Source organism: Bacteroidota bacterium, assembly GCA_039821555.1.
Lineage (GTDB): Bacteria > Bacteroidota > Rhodothermia > Rhodothermales > Rubricoccaceae > JBCBEX01.
The window spans coordinates 15,452-31,031 of record JBCBNX010000032.1 but is presented as its reverse complement, the minus strand read 5'-3'; the positions used below and the strand labels follow the sequence as shown (position 1 = coordinate 31,031).

At 65.5% G+C, this 15,580-nt stretch carries 13 protein-coding genes and 1 tRNA gene; 12 read left to right on the top strand and 2 right to left on the bottom strand.

From position 1 onward, the window contains the following. The 5 genes from AAFU51_18325 to AAFU51_18305 all read left to right on the top strand — a co-directional run. The coding region (locus tag AAFU51_18325) for a restriction endonuclease subunit S (GenBank protein MEO1573209.1) at nt 1-482 on the top strand (482 nt) is incomplete at its 5' end. Then, complete coding sequence (locus AAFU51_18320; GenBank protein ID MEO1573208.1) at nt 479-1,492, top strand: HipA domain-containing protein; 1,014 nt, start codon at nt 479-481, stop codon at nt 1,490-1,492. The genes AAFU51_18325 and AAFU51_18320, both read left to right, overlap by 4 nt. Before the next feature lie 8 nt (nt 1,493-1,500). Further along, nucleotides 1,501-1,896 (top strand): HipA N-terminal domain-containing protein, encoded by a 396-nt coding sequence (locus AAFU51_18315; GenBank protein MEO1573207.1) that lies wholly within the window; start codon nt 1,501-1,503, stop codon nt 1,894-1,896. A 123-nt stretch (nt 1,897-2,019) separates the two neighbouring features. After that, the gene (locus AAFU51_18310; protein ID MEO1573206.1) at nt 2,020-5,292 is read left to right on the top strand and encodes a type I restriction endonuclease subunit R; all 3,273 of its coding nucleotides are present in this window, start codon (nt 2,020-2,022) and stop codon (nt 5,290-5,292) included. Between the two features lie 19 nt (nt 5,293-5,311). Continuing rightward, nucleotides 5,312-5,740, top strand: a complete 429-nt coding sequence (locus tag AAFU51_18305) for an HGGxSTG domain-containing protein (GenBank protein ID MEO1573205.1) — start codon at nt 5,312-5,314, stop codon at nt 5,738-5,740. 47 nt (nt 5,741-5,787) lie between these two features. Here AAFU51_18305 and AAFU51_18300 read toward each other — a convergent pair whose 3' ends face one another. Both AAFU51_18300 and AAFU51_18295 read right to left on the bottom strand, forming a co-directional pair. After that, nucleotides 5,788-6,600, bottom strand: a complete 813-nt coding sequence (locus AAFU51_18300; GenBank protein MEO1573204.1) for a GMP synthase — start codon at nt 6,598-6,600, stop codon at nt 5,788-5,790. 553 nt (nt 6,601-7,153) lie between these two features. Beyond that, nucleotides 7,154-7,227, bottom strand: a tRNA-Arg gene (locus tag AAFU51_18295). A gap of 235 nt (nt 7,228-7,462) precedes the next feature. Between AAFU51_18295 and AAFU51_18290 the strand changes: the two genes are divergently transcribed. From AAFU51_18290 to tilS, 7 genes are all read left to right on the top strand, one after another. Further along, a complete protein-coding gene (locus tag AAFU51_18290; GenBank protein MEO1573203.1) occupies nt 7,463-8,809 on the top strand; it encodes a DUF512 domain-containing protein in 1,347 nt (448 codons plus the stop codon). Nucleotides 8,810-8,979: 170 nt separating this feature from the next. Further along, on the top strand, nt 8,980-10,146 hold the full coding sequence (locus tag AAFU51_18285) for a type II CAAX endopeptidase family protein (protein ID MEO1573202.1): 1,167 nt from the start codon (nt 8,980-8,982) through the stop codon (nt 10,144-10,146). Between the two features lie 65 nt (nt 10,147-10,211). After that, on the top strand, nt 10,212-10,577 hold the full coding sequence (locus AAFU51_18280; GenBank protein ID MEO1573201.1) for a hypothetical protein: 366 nt from the start codon (nt 10,212-10,214) through the stop codon (nt 10,575-10,577). 98 nt (nt 10,578-10,675) lie between these two features. Further along, complete coding sequence (locus AAFU51_18275) at nt 10,676-11,497, top strand: phosphatidate cytidylyltransferase (GenBank protein MEO1573200.1); 822 nt, start codon at nt 10,676-10,678, stop codon at nt 11,495-11,497. A 166-nt stretch (nt 11,498-11,663) separates the two neighbouring features. Continuing rightward, entirely contained in the window at nt 11,664-11,882 is a 219-nt protein-coding gene (locus tag AAFU51_18270) for a hypothetical protein (GenBank protein MEO1573199.1), read from the top strand. A gap of 109 nt (nt 11,883-11,991) precedes the next feature. After that, nucleotides 11,992-14,148, top strand: a complete 2,157-nt coding sequence (gene mutL / locus AAFU51_18265; GenBank protein ID MEO1573198.1) for a DNA mismatch repair endonuclease MutL — start codon at nt 11,992-11,994, stop codon at nt 14,146-14,148. Further along, a complete protein-coding gene (gene tilS / locus AAFU51_18260) occupies nt 14,145-15,548 on the top strand; it encodes a tRNA lysidine(34) synthetase TilS (GenBank protein MEO1573197.1) in 1,404 nt (467 codons plus the stop codon). The genes mutL and tilS overlap by 4 nt, the downstream gene beginning before the upstream one ends. Nucleotides 15,549-15,580: the final 32 nt, after the last annotated feature.

The window sequence follows — 15,580 nt, the reverse complement described above, 5'->3', positions numbered from 1 at the left end:
ATGTCGGGCTTGGGAGAGGTAAGAAGTCCCTCAAGCTAGACGGTCGGGGTGCCTGCACCCCTTTTGGGATAGGCCCTAAATACCGCTACCAATCCGGTGACGTACTCTTCGGAAAGATCCGGCCCTACTACCATAAAGTCGTGCTCGCTCGGGCAGGCGGCATCACCTCGTCGGACACGGTCGTCATTCGCGCTTCCGACTCAGCGTATCAACCTCTCCTGACGCTTCTCGTGTCGAGCGACTTCTTCATCGCCACGGCAACGCAGACCATGAACGAAGGGTCGAAGATGCCCCGTGCGAACTGGAAGCATCTGCTCACCTTCGAGGTCGGGCTTCCGCCTGTTTCTTTGCTGCGATCATTCAACGAACACATCAGTCCTATTCTGGAGCAACTAGGGTTGCTCGCCGATCAGATTGAGAAGCTGAAGCAGGCGCGCGACCTGCTGCTGCCGCGCCTGATGAGCGGGGAGGTGGCCGTATGAGCCGCCTCCAAGCGGAGGCGCTCCTCAACACCTCCGGCTTTCCCGTCCGCAGTGCGAAGACCATCCCACCGCTCCGGGATCGCTACTACCGGATCGTAGACCAGCCCATCGGAGGAGATGCACCGAAGGCCTTCGTGCGTGTGTACGAGCACGAGCCTGGCCGTGTGCGCCGAGGCAAGCCACAGTCGTGGCCGCTCTACATCGCCAAAGTGGGGCACAAGTGGTACCCCAACGAGTCGATCACCGAGCACTTCCTCACGCGTCTCGGTCAGCGCCTAGGTCTTCGCATGGCCGACTCGCGGCTCATGAACGTGCACGGGCAGATCCGCTTCTTCAGCCGCTACTTCCTCAAGCCGAACCAAAGCCTCGTGCACGGTGCGCAGATCTTCGCGGGCTACCTCGAAGACGATGCGTTCGTCGAGGAAGTTGAGCAGGCCGACGCCTCCCGCGAGGTGTTCACCTTCCAGTTCGTAGTTGAGGCCGTCCGGTCTGTCTTTCCCGACGAGGCTGAGACGATCCTCGATGCATTCGTGCGGATGCTCGCCTTCGACGCCGTCGTGGGCAATATGGACCGGCATTACTACAACTGGGGGGTCGTCACGCACGCCCTCGGCGCGCATCCGCCCTACTTCGCGCCCATCTACGACAGCGCCCGTGCGCTCTTCTGGAACGACTCCGAGAGCAAGCTCATCCATCGTTGGGAGCACGCCTCCAGCGACGATGAGCGCAACCGCTACCTCCGTAAGTACGTTAAAAAGTCGCAGCCGAAGACAGGCTGGGACGGCGAAAAGAACCTCAACCACTTCAAGTTGATACGGTCGATCCGTGACGCCTATCCCGCCTTGCGCGGCGTATTAAAGGATCTTTACCAGCCTCAATTGCTTGAAGATCTCCCTGTTTTGCTCGACGGTGAGTTCCTGCACCTCTTCAGCCCGATGCGGAAACGCCTCATTCGGGCCTGCCTGGAACGACGTTTGGAGCGATACGGCGACTCCATCCAATCAACCTAGAGGGAGCCATGCGCAACCTGCTCAAGAAGCTGCTGCGCCAGGACGGCCACGAGCACGTCTTGACGCCGCGCGATGAATCCGCCCGCTTCGACCTGCTCTATGGGTCGCTGCCGGTCGGGACCCTGTGGCTCGAAGACGGCGGCGAGTGGCGCTATGCCTATGCTGATGCCTTTCGCCAGCAGACCGAGGTGAAACCGCTCGTGGACTTCCCGCACCTCGACAAGCAATACGTCTCGGACGAGTTGTGGCCGTTCTTCGCGGTCCGCATCCCAAGCCTCGAACAGCCCGCCGTGCAGCGCGAGATCGCCGAGCGCGACCTGGACGAGCACAACCAGGTCGCATTGCTTCGTGCCTTCGGTACGACCTCCATCAGCAATCCGTTTGTGCTCAAGCCTGCGTGGTAGCGGCTTCGTACATCTGGCTTCGAACACCCTCGCTTGCACGACGCAGGCGGGGGTGTTCTTCTTTGGGGACGTTTGGCCTCGTTGTGCGTACGTAGCCTCTTGTTTCCCCCTCCGTCGCCCCGCATGAACCGGCTCACCGAGGACACCCTCGTCCAGCAGACCGCCGCCGCCTACCTCGAACACGTGCACGGGTGGCAGAGCGTCCACGCGCACTACGGCGAGGTCTTCGGGGCCGAGGCCTATCACGCGAGCCAAGCCAAGGCGCTCGGGCGCGATAGCGAGCGCGAGGTCGTTCTCACGCACCGCCTCCGCGCGGCCGTAGAGCGGCTCAACCCCGGACGCCCGGCGGAGGTCTACGACGATGCTGTGCGCGCCGTCACCGAGGCCAGCACCGCGCAGACCACGCTCCAGATCAACCGCGCCAAGCACGCGATGCTGCTCGATGGCGTGGAGGTCGTCTACCGCGACGCCGACGGCGCGCAGGTCAAAGAGCGCCTGCGGCTGCTTCACTTCCGCGACCCGCTCGCCAACGACTTTCTCGCCGTACGCGAGCTATGGGTCAAAGGCCCGGTTTACCGCCGTCGCGCTGACCTTGTTGGCTTCGTGAACGGCCTCCCGCTCGTGTTTATGGAATTCAAGCGGACCGACCACGACATCCGCAAGGCCTACGAGGACAACCTCGCCGACTACAAGGACACCGTCCCGCACCTCTTCCACCACAACGCGCTTGTGGTGCTCGCCAACGGCATCGACGCCAAGCTCGGCGCGTTCAGCAGCCCCTACCGCTTCTTCCGCGAGTGGAAACGCCAGACCGAGGACGAGGCCGGGCGCGTGGACATGGAGACGCTCCTCGAAGGCGTGTGCGCCAAGAAGGCGTTGCTGGAGATCGTGGAGCACTTCATCGTCTTCGACGACAGCAACGGCGACACCGCCAAGATCCTCGCCCAGAACCAGCAAGTGCTCGGCGTGCGCCGCGCCGTCGAAGCTGTGCGCAACCGCGAGCGTCTCGACGGCAAGCTCGGCGTGTTCTGGCACACGCAGGGCTCCGGCAAGTCCTACTCGATGGTGTTCTTTGTGCGGATGGTGCACCGCCTGCTCGGCAACAACTACACCTTCGTGGTGGTCACCGACCGGCAGGACCTCGACACGCAGATCTACCAGACGTTCAACGGCTGCGGCCTCGCCGACAACGACCGCGACCCCTGCCGCCCCGAGTCCGGGCAGGCCCTCGAAGCGATGCTGCGCACGCACAAGCGCGTTGTCTTCACGCTCGTCCAGAAGTTCAACCAGGAGGTCGAGGAGCCCTACTCCGAGCGCGACGACGCGATCGTGATCTCTGACGAGGCGCACCGCACGCAGTACGGCATGCTCGCCGAGAACATGCGCGCGGCGCTGCCGAGGGCCTCCTACATCGGCTTCACCGGCACGCCGCTCTTCAAGGACGACGAACTCACGCGGCGCATCTTCGGGGCCTACGTCTCCACGTACGATTTCCAGCGCGCCGTCGAGGACAACGCCACGGTCCCGCTCTACTATGACGCGCGCGGCGAGAAGCTCGGCCTCGCCACGACGGACCTCAACGAGAAGGTCGCCGCTGCGCTCGAAGCGGCCGAGATCGAGGACGACGACGTGGCCCGCCGTCTGGAGCGCGAACTGAGCCGCGACTACCACGTGCTCACGGCTGAGACGCGCCTCGATGCCATCGCGCGCGACTTCGTGCAGCACTACGCGAAGGGGTGGGAGACGGGCAAGGCGCTCTTCGTCTGCCTCGACAAGGTGACGTGCGTGCGGATGTACGACCTCATCCAGCAGCACTGGGCCGAGCACATCGCAAGGCTGGAGAAGGCGCACCGCCGCATCGAAGACGACCAGGAAGCCCAACACGCCACGCGGCAACTCGCCTGGATGCGCGAGACCGAGATGGCCGTCGTCGTGAGTGAGCACCAGGGCGAAGTCGCCGACTTCCGCAAGTGGGGCCTCGACATCGTACCGCACCGACAGCTGATGAAGGAGGGCTTCGAGGTCAAGAAGACGGACGAGGCAGGCCACGAGCGAACGGAACGGCTAGACGTGGAGACCGCCTTCAAACGCGACGACCACCCGTTCCGCGTCGCCATCGTCTGCGCGATGTGGCTCACCGGCTTCGATGTGCCAAGCCTATCCACACTCTACCTCGACAAGCCGCTGCGGGCGCACACGCTCATGCAGGCCATCGCCCGCGCCAACCGGGTCTACGCAGGCAAGAACAACGGCCTCATCGTGGACTACTGCGGCATCCTCAGGAATCTCCGGCAGGCACTCGCCACGTACGCGGGCCACGAAGACGACGGGCGAGGGGGTAGCCCCGGCGATCCGCCCCCGCCAGTCGATCCCGTCCGTCCCGACGAGGAACTGCTCGAAGACCTCGCCGAAGCTGTCGGCCTCGCACGTGCCTTTCTAGAGGCGCACGGCACCGACCTCGACGCGATCACCACGCAAGCCGGGTTCGCGCGCCTCGGGGCGCTGCGGGACGTCAAGGAAGCCGTCAATGCCGACGACCGCACGCGTAAGCAGTTTGAGATCATAGCCCGCGCCGTGTTCACGAAGTACAAGGCCTGCTTCGGCATCGACGCCGCGAAAGCCTACCGCGCCGACCGCGACGCACTCGACCTCGTGTACAAGAGCCTCCAGGAGGATGTGCAGAAAGCGGACATCTCCGACATCATGCGCACGCTCCAGGCCGTCGTAGACGAGGCGATCACCGTCGAGGACGACCGGATCGGGGAAGGCACCGACACCGCGAAGCTCTACGACATCAGCCGCATCGACTTCGACCGGCTGCGCAAGGAGTTTGAGCAGCGCGGCGACAAGAACACCACGGTGCAAAACCTCAAGGCCGCCATTGCGAAACGCCTGGACCGGATGATGCAGCAGAACCCGCTACGCACGGACTTTCAGGCGCGCTACGAGGAGATCATCGAGGCATACAACCGCGAGAAGGACCGCGCCACCATCGAGCAGACCTTCGAGGAGCTGCTCCGCTTCGTCGGCGACCTCGACCAAGAAGAAGAGCGGGCCGTCCGTGAAGGGCTTACCGAAGAGTCGCTTGCACTCTTCGACCTCCTCGCTAAGCCTGACCTCTCGAAGAAAGAACGGACGCGGCTGAAGGAGGTCGCGGAGTCTCTGCTCGCCGAGATCAAGCAGGAACTGGCAACGCTAGACGACTGGCGCGCGAAGGAGGCCACCCGCCACACCGTCGAGACAAAGATCTATGACTTCCTCTACGACGACCATACGGGCCTGCCTGTTGAACACTACGAGGTGGACGAGGTGCGCACCTACGCGACGCGGGTGTACCATCACATTTTCCGAGCGTATCCGTCTGCTGAGTCGCCCTACTTTCGGCAGGCAGCTTGAGACACGATTCGGTTACCCCATGCACCGGGGGCAACCCCATGACAACGCTTCCACCGCTCTAATGCCTACCATCGCCGAGAACATCGCGGCGCTTCCTGCGGAGGCTCGTTGCGGGGCCAAGACGCGCACGGGTTCGCCCTGCAAGAACCCGTCTGTGCGTGGCCATCGGCGCTGTCGAATGCATGGCGGACGCTCGCTTTCTGGTGTCTTCAGTCCACGCCTCAAGCACGGCCTCTATTCGCGAGACCCGCTCGCCCAACCGTTCCACGGAGCGAGCCGTTTGCCTGAGTCCGTTAAACGGCTGCTCATTTCCGAGGGCGAGATCACGCAGTCACGAGCGACGTGGGCACACTTCGACTACCGCATGCGCAACGAAGCTGCGTACCGCAGGCGCATCGAGCGAACCATCCACGAGTTCGAGCAAGGCATAGACCGTGTGACCACTTGAGAAGCTGTGGCACCACCCCTATGGATACGCTCCCCCAGAGCGCGTGACTAATAGATCCTGAAGCTCGCGACGAAGGGCAAGTGATCGGAGACCTGCTCTCTGAACGCTTCGCGACCGAGGCCCATGGTCCAGTGCATGGGAAAGAGCCTTAGGCTTCCGCGCACGTAGTCCGTGGAGTACGTCCTTGAGACTGCGAAGCCATCGAGCAGGTTGGCCCGCCCCTGCTTCAGGATGTGCGAGAACCGATCCTGCAGGTCCCAGCACGACACGAAGTCCATCACGTCGTCCCCACCAAGGTGATGGAAGTTGCTGACATCCTGCCCGGGGATCATGTTGAAGTCGCCCATGAGGAGAACAGTCCTCTGCTTCTGGCCGGGTGTTGCCCTCAACTGGTCGATGTGTTGCCCGATGGCAATGCACTGGCTGTCACGCAACTGCTGCTCTGGACGGTCACGACCGGACTTCAGATGCACCCCAATTAGCGCAGCCCGAAACTTGCCAATGCAGATGTCAGCACGGAGCGCCTGCCGACCACTACCGTACGTCCCTTCGGTCCCGGGAAGCAGTCGAACCTCCTTGACATCAACTCCAGGTTTGTAGAGCAGCCCAATATGTAGGTTGCTATTGGGTTGCTTGACGATGGCTTGCTCGTACTGAATCCCATACTTCTCGTGTAGGAGTTGAACGAGCCGGTCGATGTGACTCAGCGGGTTGACCTCCACGAGCGTCACGAGTTCTGCGTCAAGCAGCGCCAGACCCTCGGCTTGATTCAATGCTCGCTCACTGTCCGGGTCGATGCCTCCGTACCCGGCAAGGTTCCAGACTGCTATACGGGCAAGGCTATGGCTGAATGTATTCATGGCTGCTGCCGGAGATTGATTCAGTGTGCGAAGACCTACAGGCACATATCGCTCCGCGAGGAAAAGACAACGAACACAACTACGTAGTTGGCTGAATACCTTCGCCCTCACGTAATTCCGTGATATTGACTGCCGCAGGCGTTTGTGACGAGCAAAAAGGCGCGTTGCTTGTTCTGGATTTAGTGCTCAAGCCTACCTCTACGTGTGTAGGACATGCCTACGCTGTACAGCGTCTGACCACATAGAGGCCGCGCAACCGACAGCTTCACTCTACCATGACTGCGCCAAGTACCCCTGTCGCATGCTCGAAGCGTGGACTCGAAGCTACCGGCCTTACTCTACCCGCGTGGACGCACTTGACACCAACTACAAGGCAACAAAGAAGCTGGAAGAAGCCAACGGCACCGCTAAGCTCGAAGCGATCGCCTCGCACATCGCTGTGAAGCTCCCAAAGGAAGGGTAGAACGAAAAACCTGTACCTAAGCGCGTACCCGGTAAATAAAACGCGACATCCAAGTCTCTGTGTAATCTGAGCTTGGGTGTCGCATTTGTGTACGCCCGAGAGGATTCGAACCTCCGACCTTTGGAACCGGAATCCAACGCTCTATCCAGCTGAGCTACGGGCGCAAGGACACGCAAGATAGCACGCTGCTGCGCCGAAACAAGGCGCGGCCGGTGCAGATTGTCCGTGAACCCACCCTTGTGGAGCACTCTTCGTGAACCTGCTTCGGTGCCTCGCGTTGGTCGCCTGCTCGGAAAAGTTTGCCAAAGGTCTCCGCGCCGCGTGTGCCTCTGAGGATAGACGTGTGCCTCTGGAGATAGAAGAGACAAACTTCTGCCTTCCAACTTCTGACTTCCTACCATGCCGATCCAGGTCGCCGCCGTCGATCCCGGGAGCCTCGCTGACGAACTCGGCTGGGGGCCGGGCGACCAGGTGCTCGCCGTGGACGGCCAGAGCATCGAGGACGAACTCGACTTCCGCTTCCGCACGGGTGGCGAGGAGGCGCTCACGCTCAAGGTGCGCCTCGACGGCACGCTCGACCAGCAGCACGTCACCAAAGACCCCGACGAGCCCTTCGGCGCGACCTTCGAGGAGTTCCGCATCAAGACCTGCGGCGACGACTGCGTCTTTTGCTTCGTCGACCAGAACCCCGTCGGCCTCCGGGACACGCTCTACTTCCGTGACGGCGACTTCCGGATGTCGTTCCTCTACGGCAACTACATCACCGTCACCAACCTCCGCGAGCGCAACCTCGCCCGCATCGTCGAGCAGCGCCTAAGCCCGCTCTACATCTCCGTCCACTGCACCGACGATGCCATCCGCAGCCGGATGATGGGCCACCGCACGCAGCGCGACCGGCTCATGGAGAAGCTGCGCTACTTCCACGAGCACGGCATCGAGATGCACGCGCAGATCGTGCTCGTGCCCGGCTTCAACGACGCAGGCGCGCTCGTCCAGACGATTCTCGACCTCTACGAATTCCACGAGCAGCTCTTCTCGGTGTCCATCGTGCCGGTCGGCCTGACGCGCCACCGCCGCGAACTCACCGACCTCCGCCTCGTGACGCCAACCGAGGCGCAGCAACTCGTCCGCCTCACGGAGCGCTGGCAGGCCTTCTTCCGCGACACCATCGGACGCGGGTTCGTCTACCTCTCCGACGAGGTCTACATCCTCGGCGGGCTCGACTTCCCGCAGGAGGACAGCTACGACGGCTACCCGCTCATGGAGAACGGCGTCGGGATGAGCCGGGACTTCCTCAACGAGTTGGCGTTCCAGGCCGAGGACCTCCCGGGCGTCCTCCCGGTGCCGCGCCGCCTGACGCTCGTGACGGGCACCCTCACCGCCGATCTGATGCGCGACCGCATCGCACCCGTCTTGCGCCAGGTCGACAACCTCGACGTGCAGGTCGTGGAGTGCCACAACCGCCTCTTCGGCGATTCGGTGACAGTGAGCGGGCTGCTCAACTACAAGTCGTTCCACAAAACTCTGAAGCCGCTCGCCGACGCGGGGGAGATTGGCGACCTCGTCCTGCTCCCGCCCGACAGCGTCAACTTCGAGGGGCTGTTCCTCGACAACGTGCCGGGCAAGAACAGTCCCGCTGACCTGTCGGATGCTCTCGGCGGCGTGCCCGTCGAGGTCTTCCAGGGCGACTGGCTCGACGTGATCGAGCACCTCGAACTGGGCAGCACCGAAGTGGAACTGGTCTGAGAAACAGGCCGCTGCAGTCCAGTAGATCCGGTTCAGCGGTCCAGTAGATCCGATTCAACCGCCAAGCATTGACAACGGACGAGGGACAAACGACCCCGTGACCACGTAAGGCACGGCGCTTGCCTGGATGCCTGAACTTGCCCGCTCCTCCGTCCACCGACTCCGACTCCATGAGCGATTCGCCGACTTCTTCGCCGCTCTCTGGCTCCGCGCCCGCCCCACTCCCCGGAGCGCGTTCGGAGGCCGACCTCCTCGGCAAGCGCGGCATGCTGGCCGACCGGCCGGACCCGCGCGGATTCACCAAGCCGACCGCGGTGGTGCGTGACCCTTGGGCGTGGGCCAAGCCGGTGCGGCTCACGGGCTGGCTGGAGCGGCAGGACTTTCACCCGGTGCTGCTCGCCATCCTCGTGCCGGTGGTGGCGTTTTTCATCTACCAGCTCATTGGTGCCCTGGCCGTCGCGGCGATGGTGATCCCCGGCGCGGTGTCCGACGCGCAAAGCGGCGCGGCTCCAGACGTGGCCGAGGTGATGACGCAACTCACCGAGCGGGCCGACCTGCTGCTCATCGGCAACGCCATCGGGCAGTACCTCGGCTTCGGGCTGCTCGTGTTCCTGTTCGTGATGCTCCACACGCGGCAGCGGGCGCAGTTCGCCTACGTCCGCCGCGCCGACACGCCCGGTCTGCTGCTCGCCGTCGTAGGTCTCTTCGTGCTGCTGCCGTTCAACACGTGGCTCGCCGAGCTCAACAACGCGCTCCCGCTCCCGCAGACCATCCGCGACTTCGACCAGAGCCAGATGGAGATGATCGAGGGGCTGCTCGGCAACCTCGACATCTCGATTGGCCTCGCGCTCGTGCTCGTGGCGCTCACGCCCGCGCTGTGCGAGGAGTACCTCTTCCGCGGCTACATGCAGCGCCAACTCGAACGGCGCGTCCCGATCCTGGCAACGATCCTGATTGTGGGCGTCGTGTTCGGCCTCTACCACATGCGCCTCACGCAGGCGTTACCGCTGAGCTTCCTGGGCGCCTACCTTGCCTTCGCCGTCTGGGCGACGGGGAGCCTCTGGACGGGCGTGGTGCTGCACCTGATCAACAACGGGCTGGCTGTGCTGCTGATGGACTATGCCAAGCGCAATCCTGACTCGCAGGTCGCGGCCCTCGAAGACGCCACGATGCCGTGGTACGGTGCGCTCGTGAGCTTCGGTCTCTTCGTGGCCGTCGTGGTGGCGATGCAGCGGCGTCGGCGAGCGCTCGTTGGCGACGCGGGCATCGTCGAAGAGTCCGAGATGGAAGTCGACGCGGACCTCGCACGCCTCGAAGCGCCATCGGGCGCAGCGTAGGCGAAGCAGAGGCGGGGCACGTAGCTTAGGGTACGCATCTCCTTCGCACGTCACTCCCCCGACCGATGCCCGACCTCAACCCGAACATCGAAGGCTGGACCGTCGCCTACCGCTCGTCCACCGACTACGAGGCCGACCTGGTCCGCGACCGGCTCGACGACGCGGGCGTCCCGGCCGTGGTGCTGACGAAGCGCGACCACGCCTTCAACCTCAACGTGGGCGACATGGCGCACGTCTTCGTGATGGTGCCCCCGTCCCGCCTCGACGAAGCCCGCGAGGTGCTGAACGCCGTGCAGTTCACCGACGCGGAACTGGAGGAGGCCGCGCTGGCCGCCGACCCCAACGCGCCCCCCGCCCACGACGACATCGAGGAGTCGGCCCTCGACTCTGGCCTCGACCGGCTCGACTTCCCCGGCGACGCGAAGGAGTGAGGCCGTGCGGCTGTGAAGCGGTGTGGCCGTGTCACGCACACGCCTGTTCGTAGCGCCCACAGCCTCACCGCACCACGGCAACACTGCTGCACGTTCCCATGTCCAACCTCACCCTTCGTGTCCTGACGGCGCTGGTCGCCGCGCCGCTGGTGCTGGGTGCGGTGTGGCTGGGCGGCTGGGTCTTCGGCGCGGTCACCGTCGTCGCGGCCGTGCTGGCGCAGCTCGAAGTGATGCAGATGGCCGAGGCGCGCGGCGAAGTGCAGCCCAACCGCTGGCTCGGCGGCGCGCTCGGGGCGCTGGCCGCGGCGTGGGCCCTCGTGCCCTACGCGACTGACGTGCTCGTCGTGGGCCTGCTGGTGCTGCTCGTGGCCGAGCTCAAGCGGCGCACGGTGCGCCCGCTCGAAAACGTGGCCGTGACGTCGTTCTCGGTCTTCTATCCGGCCGGCCTCTTCGGCTTCCTGGTCGCGCTGCGCGAGGGGCCCGACGACCCCGTGCTCGGCTTCTGGCTCGCCGCGAGCGTCTTCCTCATGGTGTGGGCCGCCGACTCGCTCGCCTACTTCACCGGCAAGACGTGGTCGAGCTTCGCCAAGACGCACCCGCTCTTCCCGCGCGTGTCGCCGAAGAAGACGTGGGAGGGCTCGCTTGGCGGCTTCCTCGGTGCCGTGGCGGCCATCGCGATCCTCAAGACGTGGGCGGTGCCAGCGCTGTCGTGGCTCGACGTGGGGGTGCTCGGTTTCATCGCGGGCGCGCTCAGCCAACTCGGCGACCTCGCGGAGAGCCTCTTCAAGCGGGCCGCCGGCGTGAAGGACTCCGCCGGCTACCTCCCCGGCCACGGTGGCCTGATGGACCGCTTCGACGCGCTCCTCGTCGCCGCACCGCTGATCTACCTCTACCTGCACCACGTCGCTCAGGTGTTCTGAGTCGAAGGTCGAAGGTCGAAAAGGTGGAAGGGGTGACGGCGGCGGTCAAGGCTCATCGCCATGCGCGGTTTGTCGCCCGCCCTTCAGGGGTCGTCCTTCGCGCTGACGGAACGGTGGCACGGGGGCGGTGTTATCCTGCTCCAGACCCACCAAACCCACTCTAGCCATGGGCAACCTCCTGGGCGGTCTTGGACGGCGGCGCTCGAAGCCGCGCCAGTTCAACTACCAGCCGCGCTTCCACAGTCCCGAGAAAGAGGCGCGTGAGGAGCGCCTCCGCCGCCGCGTCAAGATGGAGAGCAACGTCCGGCGCGGCCAGCAGCCGAAATTCATCGCCGTGGCCGTGCTGCTGCTGCTGGCGCTGTTCATCTACATGCAACTCGGCTGAGCAGAGTCCGCAAGACTCAGGTGTGCAGGTACGGACGTGTGAACGGGTGGCCGTTCACACACCGCCGGCATACGTTCACACGCCCATTCTCTCCTACCTCACCCTCCGCGTGTCGCAATTCGATCCCCGCGACGACCTTGCCCCGACCCCGCACGAGCCCCCGGCTGACGAATCCGCCGAGGTCACCGATGTGGATGGCGTCCATGTAGGCGATCACGTAGACGACGATGGCGTGATCGCAGGCGACCCCGAAGACGACGGGTTGGTGCGCACGATGCCGGACACGCTCGCCAACAAGATTGCGGCGGGCGAGGTGGTGCAGCGGCCCGCAAGCGCCGCCAAAGAACTCGTCGAGAACGCCCTCGATGCTGGGGCAACGTCGGTCGAACTGCACATCGGACGAGCGGGAAGCGACCTCATCCAGGTCGTGGACGACGGCTGCGGCATGGGACCGCGCGACGCCCTCGGCTGCTTCGGGCGCCACGCGACCAGCAAGCTGCGCTCGATCGACGACCTCGAACGCCTCCACACGCTCGGCTTTCGTGGCGAGGCGCTCGCCTCCATCGGTGCTATCGCTCAGATCGAGCTGAAGACGAAGCGCCGTCAGGACGCGGCCGGTACGCTCGTGCGCGTACACGGCGGTACCGTCGAGGAGAACCGCCCGTGCGCGGCGCCCGACGGGACGAGCATCGCCGTGCGGCACTTGTTTTACAACGTCCCGGCCCGGCGCAACTTCCTCAAGAGCGCCGCCACCGAGTTCAAGCACCTCGTCGAGACGTTCCAGTTTCTTGCGCTCTCGCACCCGCGCGTAGGCTTCCTCCTCACGCACGACGGGTCCGAGGTCTACCGTACGCCGGTGCAGTTCGACCTCGACTTCGAAGACGCCCTGCAGCGCCGCGTGGTCCAGCTCTTCGGCGAGAAGTACGAGGGCCACCTCACGACGGTCGAGGAGACGACGAGCTACCTCTCGATGCGCGGCCTCGTGGGTCCGCCGCACCTCGCGCGGCGCACCCACGGCGAGCAGTTTTTCTTTGTCAACGGGCGCTACGTGAAGTCGCGCAGCCTCAGCCATGCCGTCGCCGCAGCCTACGGTGAGGCACTCGCGAGCGGCACCTTCCCGTTCTTCGCGCTCTTCCTCGACGTGGACCCGCGCCACCTCGACGTGAACGTGCACCCGACCAAGACCGAGGTGAAGTTCGACGACGAACGCGGCGTCTACAGCTTCGTCCGCGCCGTCACGCAGAAAGCCCTCGGGGCGGCCCTGCTCAGCCCTCAACTCGGCGATACCACCGCGCGCACTGTTTCGGTGGCGCGCACCGTGTCGGGCGAGCCCGGCCAGCCAGAGCGCGGGGGCGATGGCGAACCGAACTCCGACGCGGATTCGGCCGGGCCTACGTTCACGGAGGCGCGACTTCCTGCGTCGCCGATGCGCTTGCGCGGCGTCGAGTCGGGGAGCGGCGAACTGCCTCAGCCGTCCCGTTCGGGCGGGGGCACATCGTTTTCAACGCCGCGCTCGGCCCGGGTGGTGGGGCGACCGCGCCTGGACGGTCAAGAGCAGGCCGCCCGGCTCTATGGTGGCGCGGTGCCCGAGGGCCTCGACCCGGACTTTGAGCTACCAGCGCCCGAGCCGATCCCCTCGAAGGCGCGGCCCGACCAGCTCGACCTCATCACCGATGCCGCCCTCGACGCGGACACGCCGACCGGGACCCCGCCCGTCTGGCAGCTCCACGGGCGTTTTCTCCTGACACCGATTCGGACGGGGCTGCTCGTCGTGGACCAGCACGCGGCACACCAGCGCGTTCTCTACGAGCAGACGCTCGCCACGCTCGACGGCGGCATGGCCGTCTCGCAGCAACTCCTCTTCCCGCAGACGCTCGACATCGCCGCGGCCGACTTCCCGCTTTTTGAGGAACTGCTCCCCGACCTCCGGCGCCTCGGCTTCGAAATCACGCTCGCGGCGGGTCAGACGGCGCTCCTGCGCGGCGTCCCCGGCGGCATCAGCGAGACGGCCGTGCGCTCGCTCCTCGAAGACGTGCTGGAGCAGTTCAAGAACCTCACGGACACGCTGCGCCTCGCCCCGCAGGACGCGCTCGCCAAGTCGATCGCCCGCCGCAGCGCCATCCCGTCCGGCATGCGCCTCGACGAGAAGGCTGCCCGCGCCCTCATCGACCAACTCTTCGCCTGCCAGCAGCCCTACGCCGACCCGGCGGGCCGCCCGACGATGACGAAGATGACGCTGGACGATCTCGCCGCTCGCTTCGGATGAGCGCCGCGACGCCGAGTGTGGAGCGTCGGATCGCGGCCTTCATCGACACGCACGGGGTGCTCACGCCCGGCCAGCGCGTGGTGGTCGGCCTCAGCGGCGGCGTGGACTCGGTGGTGCTCACGCGAACGCTGGCAGTGCTTGGCTATGACGTGATCGCCGTGCACGTACACCACGGGCAGCGCGCGCAGTCGGCGATGGACGACGCGCAGTTCGCCGAGGCGCTGGCCGACGAACGGGGCCTCGCGTTCAGCACCACCCGGCTCAACCTGGACCCCTCGGCGACCAACCTGGAGGCACAGATGCGCGCAGCGCGCTACGACGCCCTGCACGCGGAGGCGAGGCGACGTGGTGCCGAGGTTGTCGCCGTGGGGCATCACCGCGACGACCAGTTGGAGACGGTGCTGCTCAACTTGTTGCGCGGGAGCGGGCTGCGCGGCCTCGCCGGGATGCGGCCCAGCCGGACGATGGAGCCTGGCTCCGAGGTGCGCCTCGTCCGTCCGCTGCTCGGCATCCCCCGCGCCGACCTCGTGGCTCACGCACGGAAGCAGGGCTGGGCTTGGCGCGAGGACCCTACCAACGTCGACACCGCGTTTCGTCGCAACGCGCTCCGGCACCGCGTCGTGCCGGTGCTACGCGAGACGTTTGGGGAGAGCGTGGACGCCACCGTTGCCCGCGCCGCCGATCTCGTCGCGGCCTACCTCGACGCGGCTCCGCAGCCTGATCTCAGCGTGTTCGACGCCACGCGTGCGCTGCCGCTCGGCGTGCTCGGCGGGCTACCGGCCGTCCTGCGCGACGACCTGATCAGCCAGGCGCTCGCCCGTTGGCTGCCCACCGCTCCACGCTCCCAGGCGACCATCGAAGCGGTCTCTGCGCTCACGGAGGCGCAGGTGGGGCAGTTTGTGCCGCTCGGGGCAGCGGAGCGGTTCGGACCGGCCGTCGTCTGGCGCGAGCGCGAGGCCCTGCGCTTCTTCGGGCACGATCCGCGTGGCACCTGGGTACCCGTCGAGCTTGCATACCCTGGCGCGCGTGTCGAGACGGTTGAGCCCGCACGCGGAACGTTCAGCGCGACGCTGCTCGATGCGGCTCCTGCTGCCGAGACCCTGCGTGACGAAGCGCCGGGAACGGTCACGCTCGACGCGGACGCGGTGCCGTTTCCCCTGACGGTGCGCCCGTGGCAGCCGGGCGACCGGATGCAGCCGCTCGGGATGAACGGGCACCAGGCGGTAAGCGACCTCCTCACCAACGCCAAGGTGTCGAGTGCCCTTCGGGCGGGCTGGCCCGTGGTCGAGAGCGGCGGGCGGATCGTGTGGGTCGCCGGGCTTCGCATCGCCGAGCACGCGCGGGTGACATCGCGGACGACGCGTGCCGTCCGGCTGCGGTGGACGAGCCGCGACGCGTAAGAAAGTCCGATTCTGCCTCGAACTTCATGGCC